Genomic DNA, 23,023 nt, shown 5'->3' with positions numbered 1-23,023 from the left:
TCAGTACGTCGATACCGGGCGAGGCGCAACCGGGCTCCAGCGCTCCAGTTCCCGTTCAAGGAAAGCGGCCACCGCCAACAACCGTTCCTCTTGCCAGTGAGGCCCGACAATCTGAATGCCGATGGGCATCCCGGTGGACGGGTCGACGCCGGCGCGGATCACCACCGCGGGTGAGCCGCTGAGACTGAACGGGAACACGAAGGCATACTGATCGCGGTCCTCCAGGGACGCCCCATGGCGGAACGCGACATCCGGGAAGACCGGACAGATGAACAGATCGTGCTGCTTGAAGAACTTCGCCAACTGATAGCGGAAGGTATCGATCATGATCCAGTCGCGCTTGACTTCATCCACGCTCAATTCCACGGCCTCGCTCATGTCCAGCAACTGAGCGATCGCCGGGGTAAAGCTGCGCTTGTTCATGGACTCGAACAAACGCCGCCAGCCGCGTCCGGCGTCGGCGCCCGTAATGAACACCCGCCACAGGACATCGCAGGCTTCGTCGAGCATCGGCGGCGCGACCTCGCTCACCTGCGTCACCACGGGGCTCAAGCACCGTTCGACCTGCTGCAACACCTGGCTCACCGCCGCGCTGACGGGGGTTCGGCTCGACGCCGAGAACAGCGCGATACGCAGGTCGGCCAGGGGCTCGCTGGCGGCGAACGGCACATCGACGGTGTCTGGGTCATGGCCGTCGGCACCGCTGATCAGCGGCCCGAGCAGCGCCAGGTCATCGACATAGCGCCCCATCACGCCAAAGGCCGAGGTCAGGTGAAACAGCCCGGAACGGTCATTGGGAAACTGGCCGGTCAACGGCACCCGTCCCTGGGTCAGTTTCAGGCCGCAGATGCCATTGAAGTGCGCCGGGATCCGCACACTGCCGCAGGCATCGGACGCCAGCCCCGCGGGTGAACACCCGGCGGCGATGGCGGCCGCTTCACCGCCACTGCTGCCGCCCGCCGAGCGAAGCAGATCGTGGGGGTTGAGGGTGCGCCCGTAGATCAGGTTCTCGGTCTCGAAAGCCATGCACAGTTCCGGCACATTGCTGATGCCCAGAATGATCGCGCCGGCCTGCCGAAGTCGGGCGACCGCCGTCGCGTCCTCCTGGCTGACATCCCCCATCAGCTCCCCCACGCCGCGGGACATCTTGAATCCGCGAACATGGAGGACGTCTTTGACCGTGATGGGGATGCCATGCAGCGGACCGCTGATCTGGCCGATGCGCGCCATCTCGTCGGCCTCTCGGGCCTGGCGCCGCAGGTCCTCGACCGGCGCCAGTTGGATCAATGCATTGATCTGCCGGTTACGCTCGGCGATGCGCTGCAAGTAGAACTCCAGCAACGTCACGCTGGTCAGCACACCACGGCGCAACAGGCCGGCCATTTCCCGCAACGTCAGCGTGTCGGGGTTGAACATACTCACGACGCCTCCTTGCTGCGCAACCACTTGTTGGGCAACTGATACATATTGCGCACCACCAGGGAAAACGCCTTCACCGCCAGGGCCGGACGTTGGTCGATGGCCTCCAGGGCCTCTTCGATCATCGCCAGCACATGCCGCAACGCTTCGGGTTCGATATTCAACGGCGGATAGAAGCGCAGCACCGGGCGTTCGGCCTTCTCATTCATCGAATGCCCGGCATGCACGCCACGCTTGCCCAATTCCATGCTCATCAAGGCTTCATAGACTGAGCCACGCAAACGCAGGCCTGTCATCAAGCCGACGCCCGGGACGTCTTCGACAATGTGCGGATAGCGCAGGGCCAACCGTTGCAGGCCGTGGCGCAACACGCCGCCGTTGACCCGGGACAGCTCCACCAGGTTGTTTTGTTCGATGTAATCGATGGCCGCGAGCGCCGACGCGCATGCGACCGGGTGCCCGCCGTTGGTGCGCGTATCCGGCTCGATATCACTGAGGGGGTACTGGGTGGCCAGGCGCTGGCTGTACATGGCACAGGCAAACGAGGTATAGCCGCCGGTCAAGCCCTTGGAAAGGATCATGATGTCGGGCACCACGTCATCGTATTGCACGGCGAACCATTTGCCGCAGCGACCGAAACCGGTCTGGATTTCATCGGCCACCAACAGGGTGCCGGTGGCGTCGCACAGGGCCCGGATGTTGGCCATGTAGCCCACCGGCGGCACCTGCAAATGAGCCCCGCCCAGAATCGGCTCGACGTACACCGCACACACGCCTTCGCCCACCGCCTTCTGCAACGCGGCGAAATCACCGTAGGGCACACAGGTCACGTCGGGAGGATCGATACCATAGCTGCCATGGTTCTGCTGCTGGCCCAGGATGCTCATCGCCGCCAGGGTCTTGCCATGGTAGGAGCCGCTCATCACCACGATGCCACGCCGTTTAGGCTGGATCCGCAGCACATAGCGCAGGCTCTGCTCGACGGCCTCGGCGCCCGAGACCATGAATTGCACGTCGCCCCACTCCCCCGGCACCAACTGGCACAGTCGCTCGGACAAGGTGTCCTGCAGCGGATGGCGCCGGCCTTCCGGCACCCAGGCCAGTTGATTCAGTTGCGCCTGCACCCGCTCACGCACCATCGGGTTGCGATGCCCGACGATAAACACCCCGTAGCTGCACGCGCAGTCGATGAAGCGCTTGCCCGTGTGGTCAGTGACGTGGATGCCATCGGTCTGCTGTTCGACAGTGGTCTTGCCAAGGCGATACAGCTTGGCCGCCGACGCACTCCAGTGGCGCTGGCAATCGTCCAGCAATTGTTCATGCGGCCTGAGTAAGGACATGGCTTAACGTCTCCTTGATGATGAGTGCGGCACGTTGGATCTGCTCGGGGCGTGCAGTGATCGGGCAGCGCAAAATCACTTCGCGGCCACGGGGCGTACTGACATAGACCCCCTGCTGGTAAAGCGCCTCGCACAGCACGGCCGGTTGCAGGTCGTCGGCCAGCGGCAAGCTGACCCAGGCACCGACAGCCACAGCCCCCAATGACGCCAGGGCTTGTGCCAGGTACTGGCCGTTTTCCTGACAGTGCCGGGGCGAGTCGTGGGCTTGCACGTAATCCAGCGCGGCCAGGGCTGCCACACAGGCCATGGGATTACCGGCAGTGGTGCTGCCGTGTTTGGCCGGGCTGCTGCGCCCATAGACCTGCCAGGCCATGTGTTCGCTGCAGGTATAGGTGCCGATGGGAATTGCACTGCCGCCCAAGGGGCCGCCGAGTACAACGATGTCCGGAATCGGACGATAACGCTGGAAGCCGAACAGCGAACCCAGGCTGCCAAGGCAACTGTGGGTATCGACCGCGATGACCGGTGCCGACGCTTTTGCCGCGCGAGCATGCAATTGCTCGATCAAATCGGCATCGAGCAATTGCAACCGGCCGTTTGCATCCGTGCGGGTATTGCTGTGGCACACCGCGAAGCAATCATTCCAGTCCACCGTGTCCAGGTCAGCCAAGTGACGGATCGCCACCCGCTTGAACCCCAGGAACGCCTGGACACCCAGGTCACCTTGCGCGGCATTGAGGCAGCGTCCGTAAGTCAGCGAACCGTAGTCGCCGCCCTGGATGAACACGATGGTGTTGCCCTTGGGCTTGAGCCCTTTGCACAACTTCAAGGCGCCCTCGAACGCTTCGTCGCCGGAGCTGCACACATAAGAGCTGGCCAGCGGGGCGGGCAGCAGCTCGGCCAGGCGTCGGCACAAGGCAATCAGCGGTTCGGACATCAGCACCCGATTGGACAGGCCCATGATCTCTGCCTGGCGAGTGACCGCCTCGATCACGGGCGGCACCTGGAAGCCAAACCCGCCGGTCAGGTCAATGATCTGCCGACCCTCGCCGTCGAGGTAGGTCTCGTACTGCCCGCCGATAATCTGTTTGTTGTTTTTCATGGACTCTCTCAGCGATAGCTCAAGGCGTTGAAAATGCGTCGACGCTCATCGACGATGGTTTCCCGACCGTGCATGACCCGGCGGTTATCGATCATCACCATGTCGTGGTCACGCCAGCCAACCGGGTAGGTGTATTGGGCGGAAACCTCAGCGATTTCAGCCAGGAACCCGGCTGGGATCGGCTGCCCGGACACCGTGTCGATGACCGGCGCCTCGTAATTGAAGGAAGGCCCCAGAATGCTGTTGGCAAAGGCCGGACGCTGGCTGAAGGGGGACGTCAGGATCGCCGACGTACTGAAGGCGTAATGGATCGAGTCATCGGCCGGGTTGAAGGAAATCAGGGTTTGCGGGTCGTCACCGATGATCTGCAACAGATCCTCGATCACGACGGCTGCCGGATCCGACAACGTTGGCGAGTAATGACAGACCAGCCGGCGCCATTTCTCCCCCGCCACGGTGCGGCTGTAGCGAATCGGATTTTCTTCAAAGAACGTGCGGCAGCCTGGGGACAGTTTCTCCAGCACCCGTTCGCCATCGCACAGGGTGGTTTGCGAACCCTTGCGCGGTGCTTCCTGGCAATAGAACCAGGTCATGTCCGGCCAGAACGGTGAGTTGCCATTTTCGCAGTGCAGGCCAACCGCCTGGCGCCCGGCGTCCACCAATTGCGCCGCGCCGCCGACCATGACCCGGGCTGGGTCCAGGCTCAACCGCGAACTGTTTTGCTTCACGTAGGCACTGAAATCCTCGGCGTTGTGAATACAGTTGCGAAACAGTACGACGCCGTAATGCCCCAGCAACTCATACAACTCAGCCTTGCCCAGGCTGGCGAAGTGGCGCGACTCGACGATGGAGACGTCCGGGTTCTCAAAGTGAAAGGCAGGTGTGCTCATTGGATGCATTCCTTTGCAGCGTGGAAAAAGTCGTAGCGATATCGGCGCGTTTCGGCCGCCCCGTAACGGTGTAGAGTTGCTCGAGCAACGGGTCGTCCTGGGTCAACAACCAGAGCCGGTTCGGGCGCTCGATATCAGAGAAGCGCCCCGCCGACCAGGCGAGCAGTTCATCGCGCGCCGGTGTCGACTCGACACACAGCAACGCCACCAGACCGTGCTGCTCATCGAAAAACACCGCGGCGTCGCTCACGCCGGGGTATTTGCGATACTCCAGTTCAACCTGCTCGGGGCTGACGTTGCGGCCATTGGGCAGGCAGATCACGTTCTTCTTGCGCCCGTGCACATAGAGGTAGCCATCGGCATCCAGCGCGCCCAGGTCACCGGTGTCCATCCAGCCGTCGTCCGACATGGAACAGGCACTCGGGTCCGTACCTGAGTAACCGCTGAACAGCGAGCTGCTCTTGACCTCGATGGTCTGGTCGGCGCCGATGCGCACCTGGACATGGGGCAATGGCTTGCCAACGCTGCCGAGACGTTGCTGTTCGAAGGTGTTCACACTGACCACCGACGCGTTCTCCGAAAGCCCGTAGCCCTGATATACCTCGATGCCTTGCGCAGCCAAGCCACGCAGGGCATCGATACTCACCGCCGCGCCGCCGCAGGTGATATGGGCGCCCGATTGCAGGTAACGCGCCAGCCGCTCGCCCTGCTCGCCCCCTTCGTTCACTTGCTCCAGGAAACGATTGATCATGACCGGCGGCACCGTCAGGGCCGTTGGCTGGACTCGCAGGATCCAGTCGACCAGGCGCTGTGCCGACGCCCCTGGCTCGCCGAGCAACGGTTCGTCCGGCGGCAGGAAATGCACGGTGCCGCCCGCCAACAGTGGCAGGTAGGCGGCGGTGACTTGCTCAAGCAGCAGACTCAGGGGCACCAGCGACAGGTAACGGCGATGAGCACCGACCGGCATGCTCTGGCGCAACGAGGCGAGCACCGTGCCGACTGCCTGGCTGCTCAGGCGCACCCCCTTTGGCCGACTGGTGGTGCCCGAGGTGTGAATGATCTTGCAGATCCACTCACCCTCGCCGTCCGGCAGCCGCAGCAAAGGCTGTTCGATCACCGGCTCGTTGAGGCGGCGCAGGCGACTGTCGGCAAAATTCAGCTTCCAGCGCTGCGCCAGCGTTCGCTGCCCTGCCGCATCCACCAGAAATCCATCGCAGCGTGATGCCAGGTGTTCGGCCTGGGATTGGCTGAACGCCAGCGGCAGCGGCAACGCGGTGATCCCGGCGAACAGACAGGCCAAGTCGGCGACCAGCCAGTCGCTGCTGTTGCGCGTCGCGATCCCCAACACCACACGATCGCCATAGGCCGGCTCCGGGAAGCGTCGCTGCAGTTCGGCTGCCAGGTTAAGGGCCCGGTGCTCCAGTTCGCCGTAGGTCAGCGTCACCGACTCCGTGCCTGAATCCAACCAGTCCACCGCACAGACGGCCTGGCGATTGTCTTGCAACGCCCGTTGTAGCTGAGTGATAAACCCGCCGCTCATGGCTGCGCCCTCGCCATGACATCGCCGGGCAGTTGAGTGAATGAAGTATTGAGCGTCATGGCGGCAAACCGTGAACGTTGCGGGTCGACCCGGATGAAACCGGTGACGGGCAACTTGGCGTAATAGCTTCCCCAATTCTTGCCGCCGTCGTCGGCCAGGCGCGTTGGGTCTGCGGTCAGCAGGGGCTCGAAATCGATCTGGCAACTTTCCATCATTTGCCGGACGCGAGGTGTCACGGTGCACAACAGGTAATGCCCGCCCATGCACCAGGCCAACAACGGAATCATGTTGACCAGAATCATTCCGGCCGTCAGGTGATGGGAGACCAGGTTGCCGATTTCGACAATGTTCGAGCGCTCGATGGTTTTCTCGAAACGCTGAGACAAAATCTCGTCGATGGGTTGCGTCAGGTATTGCTCGGAAAACAGTATCCGGTGATCGGCGAAAGTAATACCGGCGCAGGCAAGAATACGATCCGCCGGATCCTGAGTAACCGCAAAGTACTGCGGATTCGGTTCAACCGAGGCCGAATAAGAACTGCGAAATTTATCCCTTACAACTTCTGTGGCTTGCACCCATAACGGTGTCTTAGTTTCCGCGACACGTATTTGCATATCGTCCTCCTCCGTCCATGTACAGGATTTCTACAAAAAGCGAGGCGAGCATATTGGGGAAATTTCCTACAGGCCATTTAAAAAATAAAATGCTTCCGCTAATATATAAATAAACGTTCCTGTCATAAAAACCGGGGATGCTAGCCAACGGAATGCGCCAAAGAAGGATCTTATGCTCAATAGTAATATGCTTAGAAAGCTGGATATGCAGGACTTGATGGTGTTTGTCGCGGTGTATGAGCAAAGCAGCGTCACCGAGGTGTCCGAAGCCCTGTGTGTCAGCCAGTCAACCGTAAGCTATTGCCTGAAGAAGCTGCGTACGAGCTTCGAAGATGAACTTTTTGTTAATACCCGTAGTGGCATGTTGCCGACAAGCAAAGCCACGGCCATGTACCCTCACATACTTAGTATCCTCAAGATAATAAACACATGCCACTCTGGTATTCCGGCATTCGATCCGACCCAGAAAGAGATAACCTTCAATGTCTGCGCACCGGAATACTTTGAACTCCTCATCCTGCCCAAACTGGTCAAGCGCTTTATTGGCAGCCGCTTCCCGGTCATCATTAATATCACCAAGTTTCACAGGGATATTCCAGCCGATGAGTTGATGGAGGGTCGCTTCGATCTGGTTATTTGTTTCGGCCCGAACTTCCATCGCGGCGTCAAGGGACTGCGTTCGCAAGTACTACTGGAAGATGAACTGGTTTGTGTAGTCGATAAGAACTTCACATTGTCGGAAGAGGCGTTCAGCCTGGAAACGTTCGTCGCCTGCCAGCACGTTTTTCCGACACCCTGGACATCCGACACCAACATGATCGATGGATGGCTCGCCCGGCAAGGCTATAACCGCCAAATTGTCGCTCGAGCCAACAGCTACGTAGCGGCATTGAACATGATCGCCGGTACCGACTTCATCCTGACCTTGCCTCGACGCATCCAAGCGCTGACCTGCGACGAGAACACGTTCAGCCATCGTCGCCCACCGGCAGGCCTACCGAACTTCACGCTGGACATGATGTGGAGCGAAAAACCGAGCCAGGACAGCGCCAACAGCTGGTTTCGCGAACAGATCATCAAGGTTTGTGCCGAGGACGGCCTGCTTTAAATCCGCCGAGAACCGCTCGAGTCGTCGAGCGGTTCAGGTTCTGACTTTTCATCAGGCAAAAAAAAATCCGGAAATCCGCACTTTCGTGGGCCTTCCAGACTTTTAAAACAGCTAAAAATGGTGGGTCGTGTGGGATTCGAACCTACGACCAATTGGTTAAAAGCCAACTGCTCTACCAACTGAGCTAACGACCCGCTGTGTGGTGGCGCGTATAATACTGATTTCTAAGGACTATTCAACACTTAATTTGAAATAAATCAAAAATAACGGGTTGGATCGCTCACACCCGCCGCAGTGAAGCCTTCTGCACGCAGGCGGCAGCTGTCGCATTTGCCGCAAGCGCGGCCCTGATCGTCGGCCTGATAGCAGGAAACGGTGAGCCCGTAGTCCACGCCAAGCTTCACGCCCGCCTTGACGATGTCGGCCTTGCTGAGATTCTGCAACGGCGCCTGGATGCGGAAACCCTGCCCTTCCACGCCGGCCTTGGTCGCCAGATTGGCCATGCGCTCGAACGCTTCGACGAACTCAGGACGGCAATCCGGGTAGCCGGAATAATCCACGGCATTGACGCCAATGAAAATGTCACGGGCGCCCAGCACTTCAGCCCACCCCAACGCCAGGGACAGGAACACCGTATTACGCGCAGGCACATAGGTCACCGGAATGCCCTCGCTAGGCGCCTCGGGCACGTCGATGGAGCTGTCGGTCAGGGCCGAGCCACCGATGCCGTTGAGGTTCAGGCCGATCACTTTGTGTTCCACCACGCCCAAGTCCCGGGCAACCCGTTGCGCGGCGTGCAACTCAGCGCGGTGGCGCTGGCCATAGTCGAAACTCATGGTGTAGCAGCGGTAGCCTTCGGCACGGGCCATGGCCACGACCGTGGCCGAATCCAGGCCACCGGACAACAGGATGACCGCACGTTTTTCAGCCATGTTCGAATGTTCAGTCATCTCAGCGCCCCGGCTCGTCGTTCCAAAGATATTTATGCAGTTGCAGTTGCAGGCGCACCGGCAAGTTATCCGCCACCACCCAATCCGCCAGATCCCGGGCGCTCAAATCGTGATGACTCGGCGACAACAGCACTTCGCCGGCCCGCTGGTCGAGCCCGTACTGGATCAACTTGGACACGGCCCAGTCGTAATCCTCCCGCGAACAGATCACGAACTTGACCTGATCGTTGGGCGTCAGCAGTTCGATATTCTCATAGCGGTTGCGGTGCGCTTCCTTCGAGCCTGGGGTTTTCAAGTCCACGACGCGGCTGACGCGCGGGTCGACGGCCGAGATATCCAGGGCGCCGCTGGTTTCCAGCGAAACCTCGTAACCGGCATCACACAACTGCTTGAGCAAGGGGATGGCGTTGGGTTGCGCCAAGGGCTCGCCGCCCGTGACACAGACATAACGCGGACGATAACTGGCCACTTGCTCCAGGATATCGTCGAGGGTTCGCAGGGTGCCGCCACTGAAGGCGTAGGCGCTGTCACAGTATTGGCAACGCAACGGACAACCGGTGAGGCGCACGAATACCGTGGGCAGCCCAGCCGTTCGCGTTTCACCCTGCAACGAGTAAAAAACTTCGGTGATTCTCAATGTGTCTTGCATAGTCGCCACGGGCGTAACAGCTAAACAGGCTGTCCGCCTCCGTCAGGCACTTCAAGGAACCCCGCCAACGCGCAGATCCCAAAAAGCGTGTTTCATAAAAAGGGCGTGAATTCTAACGAAAAAACCCGCGACAGGCGCGGGTTTCTTCAAAACAGGTCAAACCGGCTTACATGCGTTGTAGATCACGCTGGGCCAACTGAGCGGCGGATGTCCCCGGATATTGGGCCACCACCTGCTGCAGAATACCTTTCACCTTGTCAGCGTGACCGAGACGGCGTTCGACGTCAGCCAGCTTGTACAGCGAATCCGGCACCTTGGCGTGCTTGGGATACAGCTGCGAAACCTTGGCGAACGCCTGGCCGGCACCTTGCAGGTCGCCCTTGGCCAGGTTCACTTCGCCCAGCCAGTATTGGGCATTGCCCGCGTACTGGCTGTTTGGGTACTTGCGCAGGAAAGCGGCAAAAGCCTGGCTGGCCTTGTCGAAATCCTTGGCCTTGATCAGGTCGAAGGCAGCATCGTAATAGAGCTTTTCCTTCGCCGGATCAGCCGGCTCGCCACCGGCGGCAGGTGCTGCCGGAGCAGCCGCCCCCGCGCCTGCGGCTGCACCGGGGGCGTTCAAGTCGCCACCGGCTGGAGAATTCTCAGGAGTCGCGGCAGGTGCAACGCCGGATCCTATGCGCCGATCAAGATCCTGGTATCGCTCCAGGCTTTCCTGCTTCATGCGCGAAATATCATTTTGCAGTTCTTCGATCACACCCTGTTGGCGCGAGATCTGATCCTGCATTTGCTGCAGTTGGTTGAACAGCTGGCCCTGTGCCGAGACAGGGGCCGAAACCCCTCCCCCGGCATAGGCGCCGTTCGTACCGTAACCTGCAGGCGGATAGCTGCTCCCGCTATTGTTATAGCCGGCATCGTTATCGACCACAGGAACCGCAGCCCACGCCGCAAGCGGCGCGAGGCTGAGAGCCAGAACAGTTACAGCACGACGGCACGTTCGCATGACGAATTACTTACGCAGTTCGACGCGACGGTTTTGAGCCCAGGACTGCTCGTCGTTGCCAGTGGCAACTGGACGCTCTTCGCCGTAGGAAACCAGTTCCAGCTGAGCTGGGGAAACACCTTGCAGTACCAGGTAGCGTTGAACGGCTTTCGCACGACGCTCGCCCAGTGCCATGTTGTACTCACGAGTACCACGTTCGTCGGTGTTGCCTTCCAGAACAACGCGAGCGCCGTTCGACTTCAGGTCTTTGGCGTGAACGTCCAGAGCGCGCATGGCTTCTGGCTTCAGGTCCGAGCTGTCGTATTCGAAGTAGAAGGTGGTGATTGCGCGCAGAGCAGCTTCTTCGCTCAGGGAGCCGTCAACTGCACCAGTGTTAGCGCCGTAACCAGCGTTTGGATCAACAGCGCCTTCACCGGCATTGTCGCCGCCTTTGGACGAGCAACCTACAGCTACAGCCATGGCCAGAGCCAGCGCAGCAAATTTACCAAACTTCAGCATTTCCATCGTGAAACTCCTAATGAACCCCAGTGTGTTAAGTAAAACGTATTGCGCCGCGTCAGTTCAGGTAAGGGGACCAGGACGGTTCTCTGACTTCGCCTTGAGCGGTAGGAAGCGGGAGCCTCACGCGTCCATTAATGGACACGAGCATCAAGACTCCCCGGCCCTGCTGGCGGGTGGCGTAGATTACCATGGTGCCGTTGGGCGCAACAGTAGGTGACTCGTCCAGAGTGCTATCAGTGAGGATTTTTACGCTACCGCGCTGCAAATCCTGGGCCGCCACCTTGAAATTGGTGAAACCGTCCTGGCGATGGATCATCACCAGGGTCTTTTCGTCCGCCGACAGTTTAGGGTTGGCGTTGTAGTTACCGACGAAGGTCACGCGCTCGGCACCGCCACCACCGGCACTGGTCTTGTAGATCTGAGGCTTGCCGCCACGGTCGGAGGTGAAGTAGATGGTCGAGCCATCCTTGCCCCAGAACGGTTCGGTGTTGATGCCCGGGCCGTTGGTGACGCGGGAGATCGAGCGCGAAGCCAGGTTCATCACATAGATGTCCGGGTTACCGTCCTTGGACAGCACGAACGCCAGGCGCGAGCCGTCCGGCGACCAGGCGGGTGCGCCGTTCAGGCCTTCGAAGTTGGTGATCTGCTCGCGACGACCGGTGTCGATGTGCTGCACGAAAATACGCGGACGCTTCTGCTCGAACGAGACATAGGCGATGCGCTTGCCATCGGGGGCGAAGCGCGGCGACAGGATCGGCTCGCGCGATTGCAGCAAGGTCACCGCACGGGCGCCATCATAGTCGGAACGCTGCAGGGTATAGCGGGTGTTGTTCTCGGAGAAGCGCTCGGCCGTCACGTAGAGCATGCGAGTGGAGAACGCGCCCTTGATGCCGGTGAGTTTCTCGAACGACTGGTCGGCGATGTAGTGCGCCATGTCGCGCAGTTGATCGACGCTGCCCGACACGCTGCCGGTCAGCACTTGCTGCTCGGTGGCGACGTTGAACAGGGCGTACTGCACCTGCAGGCGACCACCGGCCGGAACGATGCTGCCGACCATGATGTACTGGGCGCCCAGGGCCTTCCAGTCACGGTAGATGACTTCGCTGGCCTGGGTTGGCAGGCTGATCATGTTCTGTTTCGGAATCGGCGCGTAGTAACCCGAGTTGCGCAGGTCGTTGCCGATGATTTCCGCCATGTCGTCCGGCAGGACGTTACCGCCCTGCCAGCCGAACGGTACGACGGCGATCGGGGTCGCCCGGTCGCTGCCGCTGGTGACCAGAATGTTCTTTTCCTCTGCTACCGCTATCCCTGCCAGGCAGCAGATAACGACAAGCATTCCTCGAAGAAGGTTTCTCACAAGGCTAGATCCTCAGGTGTGAATGTCATCTTGAATGAACGATAGGGAGCAAAGTCGCTCGGTTTCATTCCTTGCATTTCCGTCAAACGCCCAATGTTCTTGACCGCTGCGACCGCCGAAGCGTCGAACGGACCGTCACCACTGGACTTGGCGACGCTGACCGAGGTAACCGTACCGTCGGGCAACATGCCGATTTGCAATACTACCGTCATGCCTTTGCGCGCCGAAGGTGGACGAGCCCAGCCTTCTGCCGCCCTGGCGCGAATCAGATCATCGTAGCTGCCGGCAACTTCATCACCCTGCTCATCGGCCAAGGCCTGCTGGCGCTCCGGCGTGTCGGAAAGCAAATCTGCCAAGGCCTGGGCCTTTTTGTCTTCGGCGGACTTACGCGCTGCGTCCTGGGCCTTTTTCTTGGCGGCGTCGGCGGCGGCTTTCTTCTTCGCATCTTCGGCGACTTTCTTTTTCGCCTCTTCAGCTTCAGCTTTTTTCTTGGCGTCTTCGGCCGCTTTCTTCTTGGCGTCCTCGACGATCTTTTTCTTCGCTTCTTCAGCGGCCGCTTTCTTGGCCTCTTCTTCAGCGGCTTTCTTGGCTTCTTCTTCGGCTTTTTTCTTGGCTATATCAGCCAATTGTTTCTCTTCTGCCTTTTTGGCCTCGGCGGTTTTCTTCGCTTCGTCGGCTTTCTTGGCTTCATCAGCCTTTTTCGCCTCGTCCGCTTTTTTCGCCTCATCGGCCTTCTTGGCTTCCTCGGCCTTTTGAGCCGCTTCCTCTTTCTTTTGTTCCGCGGCCTTTATCGCTTCCTGCTCGACCTTCTTCTGTTCCATCTGCTCGACTTCAGTCTGGCGCGCGGCGGATTTCTTCGCCTCACCGGCAAGCTTCTGGTTCGTCTGGGTCGTAGCCTGGCTTTTCGACTTGAGCTGGTACAACGTCGCCTGCACGATCGGCTTGGCCGGCGGCAACTCCGGGGTCATGGCAAAACTGACGAACAGCATGCCGAACACCAGCACATGCAGGCCGATGGCCAGGACACTGGGCCAGAAGTAGCTTTCCGAGGCGGACGGCTCTCGCTGTTGCTGCATCAGGGGGCCTCGGTGATCAAGCCAACATTACCGACACCGGCTTTCTGCAGGCCGCCCATGGCGCCCATCACGGCACCGTAGTCGACGGTCTTGTCGCCGCGAATGAAGACTTGCGTGCGCTTGCCGGCATCGTTGCCGACACGAATGATCTTGGTCACCGCATCGGTCATCTGCGGCAAGGTCATGGCCCGGTCCTGCTGCTTCTCGGTATCCACTTCACTGCCAAGGTTCCAGTAGTAGGTCTTGTCAGCCTTGATCGAAATGGTCAGTACCTGGGTGTTGTTGTCCTGCGGCAAGGCTTCGCTGGAAACCTTGGGCAGATCGACCTTCACGCCCTGATTGAGCATGGGCGCAGTCACCATGAAGATGACCAGCAGCACCAACATCACGTCGATGTAGGGCACCACGTTCATCTCGGCGACCGGCTTGCGCTTTTTTCGGGCTCGAGCGATTAAAGCCATTGGGAAATACCTGCTTATTCTTCGCTGGTGTGCACTTTACGGTGCAGGATCGCCTGGAATTCATCGGCGAAGGTGTAGTAACGGCCAGTCAGCATCTCGCTGCGGGCAGCGAAGCGGTTGTAGGCGATAACGGCTGGAATGGCCGCGAACAGACCGATGGCGGTGGCGATCAGTGCCTCGGCGATGCCCGGGGCCACGGTGGCGAGGGTCGCTTGCTGGGCGGAAGCCAGGCCACGGAAGGAGTTCATGATCCCCCACACGGTACCGAACAGACCGATGTACGGGCTGACCGAGCCAACGGTGGCCAGGAACGACAGGCCCTGTTCGAGCTTTTCTTCCTCGCGGGAAATGGCGACGCGCATGGCACGGGCCACACCTTCCATCACCGCCTCAGGGTCGACGCCCGGCTGCTGGCGCAGGCGAGAGAACTCCTTGAAGCCGGCACGGAAGATCTGCTCGACGCCCGAGTCCGGGTCCGGGTTGCTGCCGGCCTGGCGATAGAGCTTGGACAGGTCGATGCCGGACCAGAAGCGCTCTTCGAAGCTCTCCAGGGCACGACGACCGGCGCGCAGCATGTTGCTGCGCTGAAAGATCATGATCCATGAGGTCACCGATGCGGCTACCAGGGTCAGCATTACCAGTTGCACCACGACGCTGGCATTGCTGACCAGGCTCCACATGGAGGAATGGTCGACGACGTTAGCTTCCACGCTTTATCTCCTGCTCTGAGTGTGTACCCGCGCCGCTCACGCCGGCAAAGGCCGCACGTAGAGCTTCGGGAATGGCCCGGGGTTTCAAACTATGGGTGCGCACACAGGCCACCAAAAACTGCCCTTCGCAGAGCAGCACGTTATCCGTAGCCCGCCTGACCTGCTGCTTGAAGCGCAGGCTGACACGGTTCAATTCGATGACATCGGCACTTACCACCAGTTCGTCGTCCAGTCGCGCCGGCGCGTGGTAACGCGCTTCGCTGGAATGCACGACGAATAACAGGTCCTCCCCTGCCAGCGCGGATTGGGCAAAACCCAGTTCCCGCAGCCGTTCGGTTCGAGCCCGTTCCATAAACTTGAGGTAATTGACGTAGTAGACGATGCCGCCGGCATCGGTGTCCTCGTAATAAACGCGACAGCGATGTGCGAACGACTCCAGCCCGTTTTGCGCGCGCATACTCTAGTGCTTACTCCTCAGGTTGCCAATCGGCCAGGCAACTGTTTTTTCATTCTCGAACGCATTGACGCTCCGGGCTTCGTCTGGGACAGCACGAACCGGAAAAAAGTCGGCGTACAGAGCTCGTTCAATCGTCCACGGCATCGAGGAATTCGTCTACCACCGGCATCTCGCCCATTCGTGTCGGGATGTTTAAGCCAAAGTGCAGATAAGCATGGCGGGTCACCACGCGCCCACGAGGCGTGCGCATGATGTAGCCCTGTTGGATCAGGTACGGTTCCAGCACATCTTCAATGGTGTGGCGCTCTTCGCTGATGGCCGCCGCCAGGCTGTCCACGCCCACCGGGCCACCGTCGAACTTCTCGATCATGGTCAGCAGCAGGCGCCGGTCCTGGTGGTCGAAACCACGCTCGTCGATGTCCAGCAGGTTCAGCGCCAGGTCGGCAATCGGCTTGGTGATGTGGCCCTTGGCCCGGACTTCGGCAAAATCCCGGACCCGGCGCAGCAAGCGGTTGGCGATCCGCGGCGTCCCCCGGGCACGCCGGGCGATCTCATAAGCACCGTCCGGGTCCAGCGGTAACCCGAGGATGCCCGCCGAACGGCTGACAATCGTCGCCAGGTCGGCGTTGTTGTAGAACTCCAGGCGCTGGACGATACCGAAACGGTCCCGCAGCGGGTTGGTCAGCATACCGGCACGAGTGGTGGCACCCACCAGGGTGAAGGGCGGCAGGTCCAGCTTGATGGAACGCGCCGCCGGCCCTTCGCCAATCATGATGTCGAGCTGGAAATCTTCCATGGCCGGGTACAGCACTTCCTCGACGATCGGCGACAACCGATGGATTTCGTCGATGAAGAGTACGTCATGGGGCTCAAGGTTGGTCAGCAACGCCGCCAGGTCGCCCGGCCGTTCAAGCACCGGCCCCGACGTGCTCTTGATCGAGACACCCATTTCCTGGGCAATGATGTTGGCCAGGGTGGTCTTGCCCAGGCCCGGCGGGCCGAAGATCAAGGTGTGGTCCAGCGACTCGCTGCGCCCACGGGCCGCCTGGATGAACAGCTCCATCTGCTCGCGCACGGTCGGTTGGCCGATGTAGTCGGCCAGGCTGACAGGACGAATCGCGCGGTCCTGGATTTCCTCGCGGTCACGGGGGGCACCCGTGGCGGCGATCAGACGGTCAGCTTCAATCACTTAAATCATTCCCTTCAGGGCACGGCGAATCATGTCTTCGGTGCTCAGGCCTTTTTCCTTGATGGCGGAAATCGCCTTGCTGGCCTCCTGCGGCTTGTAGCCCAGGGAGATCAGCGCGGTGACCGCATCGTTTTCGGCGCTGACCGCCGGCACCGGCGCGTCCGGCTGGTTCGGCACCAAGGCGAACATCGCCGGCACCGCCTCCCAGGCCTTGAAGCGGTCCTTGAGTTCGACCAGCAGGCGCTCGGCGGTTTTCTTGCCCACCCCCGGCACCTTGGTCAGCGCCGAGGTGTCCTGGGACTGCACGCAGCGCACCAGCTCGTCGACTTCCAGGCTCGACATCAAGGCCAGTGCCAGTTTCGGGCCGACGCCATTGAGACGGATCAACTCGCGGAAGAAATCCCGCTCGCGCTTGCCGACGAAGCCATAGAGTAACTGCGCATCCTCGCGCACGACCAAATGGGTGTGCAGGGTCAGCGGCTCGCCGACCGACGGCAAGCGATACAGCGTGGTCATGGGCACTTCCAGCTCATAACCCAGGCCATTTACATCCAGAATCAGGTGCGGCGGCTGTTTTTCAGCCAGGGTGCCGCGCAAGCGTCCAATCACGTTTCAGATCCTTGGGTGTTGGCCAGCCCGCGGGCTGGCGAGTAACAGCCCGGGCAGGAAGGCCGACGACACAGGCGCAAGATGCTCGGGCTCACGAAGATTGCGCTGATGCTATCAGAGACGCAGGCGCCCGCCACGACTGCGTGCAGTCCCCAGGCCATGGGGCAACAGACTGGAACGGGTATGGGCATGGCAAATGGCGATGGCCAGGGCGTCGGAGGCGTCGATTTGCGGCTTGCTGACCAGTTTCAACAGGTGCATCACCATCATTTGCACCTGCTCCTTGTTCGCCGCCCCTGTGCCGACGACCGCCTGCTTGACCTGGGTCGCGGTGTACTCGGCGATCTCCAGGTTTTCCTCGGCGCCAGCCACGATGGCCGCGCCCCGGGCCTGCCCCAGCTTCAGGGCCGAATCGGCGTTGCGCGCCATGAAGACCCGTTCGATGCCCATGGTCACCGGGCCATAGGTCTGGATGACTTCGCGCACGCCGCGATAAACGATCTGCAAGCGCTCATGCAGTTCACCCGCACCGGTGCGGATGCAACCAGAGGCGACGTACACGCAGCCGCGCCCGGTATCGCGAACCACACCGTAGCCGGTGATGCGCGAACCTGGGTCGATACCAAGGATTAAAGTCATAGCGCCTGCGGTTTGAAGAGGATTTGACCAGACCTGTGGGAGCGAGCTTGCTCGCGATGGCGTCGGGTCAGCAAGCACAGTGTTGACTGAAGTATCGCTATCGCGAGCAAGCTCGCTCCCACATGGGCATTCGTGCAGTTAAGTGGACGCCATCAGCCCAGCTGTTCAGCCACCGATTCCGGAATATCGGCGTTGGAATAAACGTTCTGCACGTCATCCAGGTCTTCCAGCATGTCGATCAGCTTGAGCACCTTCTCGGCGCCTTCCAGGTCCAGTTCGGCACTGGTGGTCGGCTGCATGACGATTTCCGCGTCGGCGGGCTTGAAACCGGCCGCCTCCAGGGCATTGCGCACGGCATAGAAGCTGGCGAACGACGTGAACACGTCGAACGAGCCGTCTTCATGGCTGACCACGTCATCGGCGTCGGCCTCCAGGGCCGCTTCCGTCAGGGCATCTTCATCGAGGCCCGGGGCGAAGCTGATTTGTCCCTTGCGCTCGAACAGATAGGCCACCGAGCCGTCGGTGCCCAGGTTGCCACCACATTTGCTGAACGCGTGACGCACGGCGGCAGCGGTACGGTTGCGGTTGTCGGTCATGCATTCGACCATCACCGCCACGCCGCCCGGGCCATACCCTTCGTAGGTCAGTTCTTCAACGTTGTCAGCCTCGGTCGCACCCGCGCCACGGGCGATGGCCCGGTCGATGATGTCGCGGCTCATGTTGGCACCCAAGGCCTTGTCCAGGGCCAGGCGCAGACGCGGGTTGGAACCCGGATCGCCGCCACCCTGGCGGGCCGCGACCGTCAGCTCACGGATCCACTTGGTGAAGATCTTGCCTCTCTTGGCATCCTGACGTTCTTTGCGGTGCTTGATGTTCGCCCACTTGGAATGACCTGCCATAACTCGCTCCGTTTCTCTTTGGAACATTGCCCGCCCTGCGCGTGGGCAGTGGCCGGCAATCAGAAATATCGACCCCAATGAAAAGGCGCATCCGAAGATGCGCCCTCTCAGGTGCCAGCCTTACTCAGCCTTTGGCTGTTCACGCAGACGGATGTGCAACTCGCGCAACGCCTTGGCGTCCACCACGCCCGGGGCCTGGGTCATGACATCGGCCGCGCTCTGGGTTTTCGGGAACGCGATCACTTCACGGATCGACTGGGCGCCGGTCATCAGCATCACCAGGCGGTCCAGGCCGAAGGCCAGGCCACCATGGGGCGGTGCACCGTATTTCAGCGCATCCAGCAGGAAGCCGAACTTCTCTTCCTGCTCGGCTTCGTTGATGCCCAGCAGGCGGAACACCGCCTGTTGCATTTCCTTGCGATGGATACGGATCGAACCGCCACCCAGTTCGGTACCGTTCAGGACCATGTCGTAGGCGCGCGACAGGGCGGTGGCCGGGTTGGCCTCCAGCTCTTGCGGCGAGCACTTCGGCGCGGTGAACGGGTGGTGCAGCGCGGAGAAGCTGCCGTCGTCGTTTTCTTCGAACATCGGGAAGTCAACGACCCACATCGGTGCCCACTCGCAAGTCAGCAGATTCAGGTCGTGGCCCAGCTTGATGCGCAGCGCGCCCAGGGCTTCGCTGACGATCTTGGCCTTGTCGGCGCCGAAGAACACGATGTCGCCGTCAACCGCACCCACGCGATCGAGGATCACATTGAGGTTGGCTTCCGGAATGTTTTTCACGATGGGCGATTGCAGGCCGTCGACACCGGCGGCGCGCTCATTGACCTTGATGTACGCCAGGCCCTTGGCACCGTAGATACCGACGAACTTGGTGTAATCGTCGATCTGCTTGCGCGGCATGCTGGCGCCGCCTGGAACACGCAGGGCCGCGATACGGCATTTCGGATCGTTGGCCGGGCCGCTGAACACCTTGAACTCGACGTCCTTGAGCTGATCGGCCACATCCACCAGTTCCAGCGGGTTGCGCAGGTCCGGCTTGTCGGAACCGTAGCGGCGCATGGCCTCTTCGAAGGTCATGTGCGGGAACTCGCCGAATTCCAGACCCAACACTTCCTTGAACAGGTTGCGGATCATGCCCTCGGTCAGGCCCATGATGTCTTTTTCGTCGAGGAAGCTGGTCTCGATGTCGATCTGAGTGAACTCAGGCTGACGGTCGGCACGCAGGTCTTCGTCGCGGAAGCACTTGGCGATCTGGTAGTAGCGATCGAACCCGGCCACCATCAGCAGTTGCTTGAACAGCTGTGGCGACTGCGGCAGGGCAAAGAAGCTGCCGGGGTGGGTACGGCTCGGCACCAGGTAGTCGCGGGCGCCTTCCGGCGTGGCGCGGGTCAGGATCGGCGTCTCGACGTCGAGGAAGCCGTTTTCGTCCAGGTAACGACGGATGCTGGTGGTCATGCGCGAACGCAGGCGCAGCTTCTCGGCCATTTCCGGGCGACGCAGGTCGATGAAGCGGTAGCGCAGGCGGGTTTCCTCGCCCACGTCGGAGTATTCGTTGAGTGGGAACGGCGGGGTTTCCGACTCGTTGAGCACTTCCAGCTCGTAGCCCAGCACTTCGATCATGCCCGACGCCATGTTGGCGTTGCCGGCGCCGGCCGGGCGCAGGCGCACCTTGCCGGTGATCTTGACGACGTATTCGCTGCGCACGCGGTCGGCGGTGGCGAAGGTTTCAGCGCGGTCCGGATCGAACACCACCTGGGCCAGGCCTTCACGATCACGGATATCGAGGAAAATCACCCCGCCATGGTCACGGCGACGATGGACCCATCCGCAAAGAGTAACTTCCTGACCTTCCAGGCTTTCGTTCAGTTGGCCGCAATAATGGCTGCGCATCATGGTAGTGGTTTCACTTCTCGTAATTCGACATTCGGTTGGAGGCCCTGCCCGTGCAAGAACTCGCGCGTATTCAACTCAATCAGCTTTGTCGCCACCGGCCAGGTTCTTCTTGGCGCCGGTCTTGAAGTCGGTTTCATACCAGCCCGTGCCGCCGAGGCGGAAACCAGGCATGGAGAGCATCTTTTTCAGTTCCGGCGCCTGGCAGGCAGGGCAGTCGACCAGCGGTGCCGCGCTGATCTTTTGAATGGCTTCCATCTGATGACCACAGGAAGCACATTGATAGTCGTACATCGGCATGGGGTTGTCTCGGCGATCAGGTTACACGCGCAAAGGCGGGGCTTTGCGGCAAAGAGCGGGATTATATCCATTAAATGCGGCCTGTGCAGCCGTAAGACCGCACAGTCATTGCCGAGTGAACGCCATGTAGGAGCTGACGAGTGCAACGAGGCTGCGATCTTGCCCCAGACACTTGAGTCTCAAGCGCAAGATCAAAAGATCCCAGCCTTCGGCAGCGCCTACGCCGCACCATGATCCATCCCGGTTTCCTTCAAACTGTGCACCACGCAGACCACGCGCACCAGCCCGCTGAAATTGCGCACCCCGCCATGGCGCAGGTGCACTTCCCTGTCCACATGGGACAGCAACGTGCTGATGGAGCAGCGGTTGAGCTCGGCCATGTCACCGAGGATATCCCAATAGACCTGTTCCAGCCGCAGACAGGTGGCGAACCCGTTCAGGCGAATGGATCGGGCCAAGGGCCGGGCCAGTTGCATATCGAACCCCCGGATGAACGGGTCGACGCTGATGGGCTGAAAACGCCCCAGCCGCCCTTCCCCGGGTTCTTTTCCTTGAATCATACCGTTGACACTCCTTTGCCATACGAGCCTCTGGGTTGGAACAACCCATCTGTGGCTCTATGGAAGCTCAACGGCATCGCCAGTTCCAGACGACTTTATGACCATGGACGTAGGACAAGCCAACAGCAGGCCGGCGACGAATTACGCCGTCCTACACCCGGTGCGCAGGCGATATCGCCCTTGTGGCGAGGGCGCTTGCTCCCTCGCCACAACATACAACGCGCGCGCTATTAGTTTTCCAACAGCGCCCGCAGCATCCACGCGGTCTTTTCGTGAACCTGCATGCGCTGGGTCAGCAGGTCGGCCGTGGGCTCGTCGCTGACCTTGTCCAATAAAGGAAAGATGCCACGGGCCGTACGCGTCACCGCTTCCTGGCCCTCGACCAGTTGCCGGATCATGTCTTCGGCAGCCGGCACGCCTTCCTCTTCCTTAATAGAGGACAGGCGTGCATACACCGAGTAGGCACCCGGGGCCGGGAAGCCAAGGGCGCGGATTCGCTCGGCAATCAGGTCCACCGCCAGGGCCAGTTCGTTGTATTGCTCCTCGAACATCAGGTGCAGGGTCCGAAACATCGGCCCGGTGACGTTCCAGTGGAAATTGTGGGTCTTGAGATACAGCACGTAGGTATCCGACAGCAGGCGCGAAAGCCCGTCGACGATGGACTTGCGGTCTTCTTCACTGATACCGATATCAATTGCCATGGGGGTTGATCTCCTTAGGGTGATGAATTCGACAACGGCCCTACCCACTCTAGTGGTTCTGGCCGCCTACGGCCTGCGACAGATTGCCAGCCCTGCAGAACCGACAAGCCAAGGTAGCCGACGGTTCCGACACCTGGGAAATTCAACGCCGCTTGCCTGGCGCATTCAAGCAGCCGCGGGGCTTTTCTGGCCGACGAACAGCGCGGTGCGCGCCCGTAACGGGTTTGAGAAGGCCCGAGCTTTGCTGTTAAATAGGCAGTGTGTCGCTACGCTTAATTTTCCCGGGCGTAGCGCATAGGCTGATTCGGGTACGTGTCCAACGCCTCTCATTGTTTCGAAGCGAACCGTGCCCGACCCGCTCTTCCTTGTGATCTGTCTTAACCGTGAGCCAATCAAAATGTTGAAAATCGTCCACTTGCTAATGGGCGCAGCTGCCCTGCTGCTGTCCTTCATCCCTAGCCTGGGTTCCGAAGCCACACCTTACCTGCAACACCCCGATGCACTGTACCTGGCCTTTTTCGGCCTACTCAACCTGACCCTTGCCCCCGTCATCCCTTACTGGAACAAAGGTCCACGCCACCAACTGCAAAACCTTGTCAGCGCCTTGCTGGTGCTGGCCGTTGCCCTGCAAACCCTGGCCCTGCTGGCGCCCATGCCGGAAATTGGCGGTCAACCGGCCATTCTGTTCAGCCTGGGCGCGGCACTGCTCGCCGTGGCACTGCACCTGGCCGTCAGCTTCTACAAGAAGTCGTCGCCGGCCGCCGCTGCGCAGAACTACGACATGTCCAACCGCGATACCGGCACGGTGAAGTGGTTCAACACGTCCAAAGGGTTCGGCTTCATTTCCCGCGACTCCGGCGATGACATTTTCGTGCATTTCCGGGCCATTCGTGGCGAAGGTCATCGCGTCCTGGTGGAAGGCCAGCGCGTGGAGTTCTCCGTGATGAACCGCGACAAGGGCCTGCAGGCCGAAGACGTGATCGCTGCGCTGCCGCGCCGCTGATCCAAGCGTAAAAAAACCGCGATGCAGCCTGGCTGCTCGCGGTTTTTTATTGCCCG

Annotated in this window: 25 protein-coding genes and 1 tRNA gene; 2 read left to right on the top strand and 24 right to left on the bottom strand. The window is 60.6% G+C overall.

All coding sequences use genetic code 11. The annotated features are described in order from the left end of the window. Genes AO356_RS18135 through AO356_RS18110 form a run of 6 tightly spaced genes read right to left on the bottom strand, consistent with a single transcriptional unit; the run spans position 1 to position 6,905 of the window. Positions 1-1,416: an amidase gene (locus AO356_RS18135; RefSeq protein ID WP_060740909.1), complete on the bottom strand. Its 1,416-nt coding sequence runs from the start codon at positions 1,414-1,416 to the stop codon at positions 1-3. Between the two features lie 2 nt (positions 1,417-1,418). Continuing rightward, complete coding sequence (locus tag AO356_RS18130) at positions 1,419-2,759, bottom strand: aspartate aminotransferase family protein (protein WP_060740908.1); 1,341 nt, start codon at positions 2,757-2,759, stop codon at positions 1,419-1,421. Then, entirely contained in the window at positions 2,737-3,861 is a 1,125-nt protein-coding gene (locus tag AO356_RS18125) for an aminotransferase class III-fold pyridoxal phosphate-dependent enzyme (protein ID WP_060740907.1), read from the bottom strand. The genes AO356_RS18130 and AO356_RS18125 overlap by 23 nt, the downstream gene beginning before the upstream one ends. An 8-nt stretch (positions 3,862-3,869) precedes the next feature. Then, the gene (locus tag AO356_RS18120; protein WP_060740906.1) at positions 3,870-4,751 is read right to left on the bottom strand and encodes a TauD/TfdA family dioxygenase; all 882 of its coding nucleotides are present in this window, start codon (positions 4,749-4,751) and stop codon (positions 3,870-3,872) included. Continuing rightward, on the bottom strand, positions 4,726-6,291 hold the full coding sequence (locus AO356_RS18115) for an AMP-binding protein (protein WP_060740905.1): 1,566 nt from the start codon (positions 6,289-6,291) through the stop codon (positions 4,726-4,728). Before AO356_RS18115 ends, AO356_RS18120 begins: the two co-directional genes overlap by 26 nt. Next, positions 6,288-6,905: a thermostable hemolysin gene (locus AO356_RS18110; protein ID WP_060740904.1), complete on the bottom strand. Its 618-nt coding sequence runs from the start codon at positions 6,903-6,905 to the stop codon at positions 6,288-6,290. Before AO356_RS18110 ends, AO356_RS18115 begins: the two co-directional genes overlap by 4 nt. A gap of 172 nt (positions 6,906-7,077) precedes the next feature. Here AO356_RS18110 and AO356_RS18105 point away from each other — a divergent pair, with 172 nt between their 5' ends. Beyond that, entirely contained in the window at positions 7,078-8,013 is a 936-nt protein-coding gene (locus AO356_RS18105; RefSeq protein WP_060740903.1) for a LysR family transcriptional regulator, read from the top strand. 118 nt (positions 8,014-8,131) lie between these two features. Here AO356_RS18105 and AO356_RS18100 read toward each other — a convergent pair. The 18 genes from AO356_RS18100 to AO356_RS18015 form a co-directional block, all read right to left on the bottom strand. Then, positions 8,132-8,207, bottom strand: a tRNA-Lys gene (locus AO356_RS18100). 63 nt (positions 8,208-8,270) lie between these two features. Beyond that, a complete protein-coding gene (gene queC, locus AO356_RS18095) occupies positions 8,271-8,945 on the bottom strand; it encodes a 7-cyano-7-deazaguanine synthase QueC (protein ID WP_162491257.1) in 675 nt (224 codons plus the stop codon). Positions 8,946-8,964: 19 nt separating this feature from the next. Beyond that, positions 8,965-9,612 carry a 7-carboxy-7-deazaguanine synthase QueE gene (gene queE, locus AO356_RS18090; RefSeq protein WP_003205025.1) on the bottom strand — a complete coding sequence of 216 codons (648 nt, stop codon included), beginning with the start codon at positions 9,610-9,612 and terminating at the stop codon, positions 8,965-8,967. Positions 9,613-9,778: 166 nt separating this feature from the next. Then, the gene (gene ybgF / locus AO356_RS18085) at positions 9,779-10,612 is read right to left on the bottom strand and encodes a tol-pal system protein YbgF (RefSeq protein ID WP_060740901.1); all 834 of its coding nucleotides are present in this window, start codon (positions 10,610-10,612) and stop codon (positions 9,779-9,781) included. 6 nt (positions 10,613-10,618) lie between these two features. Next, complete coding sequence (pal, locus tag AO356_RS18080; protein WP_003205029.1) at positions 10,619-11,116, bottom strand: peptidoglycan-associated lipoprotein Pal; 498 nt, start codon at positions 11,114-11,116, stop codon at positions 10,619-10,621. A gap of 52 nt (positions 11,117-11,168) precedes the next feature. Further along, the gene (gene tolB / locus AO356_RS18075; protein ID WP_060740900.1) at positions 11,169-12,470 is read right to left on the bottom strand and encodes a Tol-Pal system beta propeller repeat protein TolB; all 1,302 of its coding nucleotides are present in this window, start codon (positions 12,468-12,470) and stop codon (positions 11,169-11,171) included. Beyond that, positions 12,467-13,546 carry a cell envelope integrity protein TolA gene (tolA, locus tag AO356_RS18070; RefSeq protein ID WP_003205033.1) on the bottom strand — a complete coding sequence of 360 codons (1,080 nt, stop codon included), beginning with the start codon at positions 13,544-13,546 and terminating at the stop codon, positions 12,467-12,469. The genes tolB and tolA overlap by 4 nt, the downstream gene beginning before the upstream one ends. Next, positions 13,546-13,998, bottom strand: coding sequence for a protein TolR (gene tolR, locus AO356_RS18065; RefSeq protein ID WP_161798348.1), 453 nt, complete (start codon positions 13,996-13,998; stop codon positions 13,546-13,548). The genes tolA and tolR overlap by 1 nt, the downstream gene beginning before the upstream one ends. A gap of 23 nt (positions 13,999-14,021) precedes the next feature. Continuing rightward, positions 14,022-14,717 carry a protein TolQ gene (gene tolQ, locus AO356_RS18060; protein WP_014339916.1) on the bottom strand — a complete coding sequence of 232 codons (696 nt, stop codon included), beginning with the start codon at positions 14,715-14,717 and terminating at the stop codon, positions 14,022-14,024. Next, positions 14,707-15,174, bottom strand: coding sequence for a tol-pal system-associated acyl-CoA thioesterase (gene ybgC, locus AO356_RS18055; RefSeq protein WP_003205037.1), 468 nt, complete (start codon positions 15,172-15,174; stop codon positions 14,707-14,709). The genes tolQ and ybgC overlap by 11 nt, the downstream gene beginning before the upstream one ends. A 127-nt stretch (positions 15,175-15,301) precedes the next feature. After that, positions 15,302-16,363 (bottom strand): Holliday junction branch migration DNA helicase RuvB, encoded by a 1,062-nt coding sequence (gene ruvB, locus AO356_RS18050; RefSeq protein ID WP_003178599.1) that lies wholly within the window; start codon positions 16,361-16,363, stop codon positions 15,302-15,304. After that, positions 16,364-16,972 carry a Holliday junction branch migration protein RuvA gene (gene ruvA, locus AO356_RS18045; RefSeq protein WP_053124616.1) on the bottom strand — a complete coding sequence of 203 codons (609 nt, stop codon included), beginning with the start codon at positions 16,970-16,972 and terminating at the stop codon, positions 16,364-16,366. Between the two features lie 114 nt (positions 16,973-17,086). Next, positions 17,087-17,611, bottom strand: a complete 525-nt coding sequence (gene ruvC / locus AO356_RS18040; RefSeq protein ID WP_014339919.1) for a crossover junction endodeoxyribonuclease RuvC — start codon at positions 17,609-17,611, stop codon at positions 17,087-17,089. 152 nt (positions 17,612-17,763) lie between these two features. Then, positions 17,764-18,510: a YebC/PmpR family DNA-binding transcriptional regulator gene (locus tag AO356_RS18035; RefSeq protein ID WP_018614256.1), complete on the bottom strand. Its 747-nt coding sequence runs from the start codon at positions 18,508-18,510 to the stop codon at positions 17,764-17,766. A gap of 120 nt (positions 18,511-18,630) precedes the next feature. Continuing rightward, a complete protein-coding gene (aspS, locus tag AO356_RS18030) occupies positions 18,631-20,406 on the bottom strand; it encodes an aspartate--tRNA ligase (RefSeq protein ID WP_060740899.1) in 1,776 nt (591 codons plus the stop codon). 75 nt (positions 20,407-20,481) lie between these two features. Further along, positions 20,482-20,703 (bottom strand): FmdB family zinc ribbon protein, encoded by a 222-nt coding sequence (locus tag AO356_RS18025; RefSeq protein ID WP_003178589.1) that lies wholly within the window; start codon positions 20,701-20,703, stop codon positions 20,482-20,484. Positions 20,704-20,921: 218 nt separating this feature from the next. Continuing rightward, on the bottom strand, positions 20,922-21,263 hold the full coding sequence (locus AO356_RS18020) for a ribbon-helix-helix domain-containing protein (protein ID WP_060740898.1): 342 nt from the start codon (positions 21,261-21,263) through the stop codon (positions 20,922-20,924). Positions 21,264-21,493: 230 nt separating this feature from the next. Continuing rightward, a complete protein-coding gene (locus AO356_RS18015) occupies positions 21,494-21,964 on the bottom strand; it encodes a Dps family protein (protein WP_060740897.1) in 471 nt (156 codons plus the stop codon). A gap of 397 nt (positions 21,965-22,361) precedes the next feature. On the opposite strand from AO356_RS18015, the gene AO356_RS33240 reads away from it, so the two are divergent. After that, positions 22,362-22,967, top strand: a complete 606-nt coding sequence (locus tag AO356_RS33240) for a cold-shock protein (protein ID WP_003205048.1) — start codon at positions 22,362-22,364, stop codon at positions 22,965-22,967. Positions 22,968-23,023: the final 56 nt, after the last annotated feature.

This window comes from Pseudomonas fluorescens, from assembly GCF_001307275.1.
In the GTDB taxonomy this organism is placed as follows: Bacteria; Pseudomonadota; Gammaproteobacteria; order Pseudomonadales; family Pseudomonadaceae; genus Aquipseudomonas; species Aquipseudomonas fluorescens_AA.
Note: the sequence above shows the minus strand (reverse complement) of the source record. Positions and strands in the feature narration are given on the sequence as shown.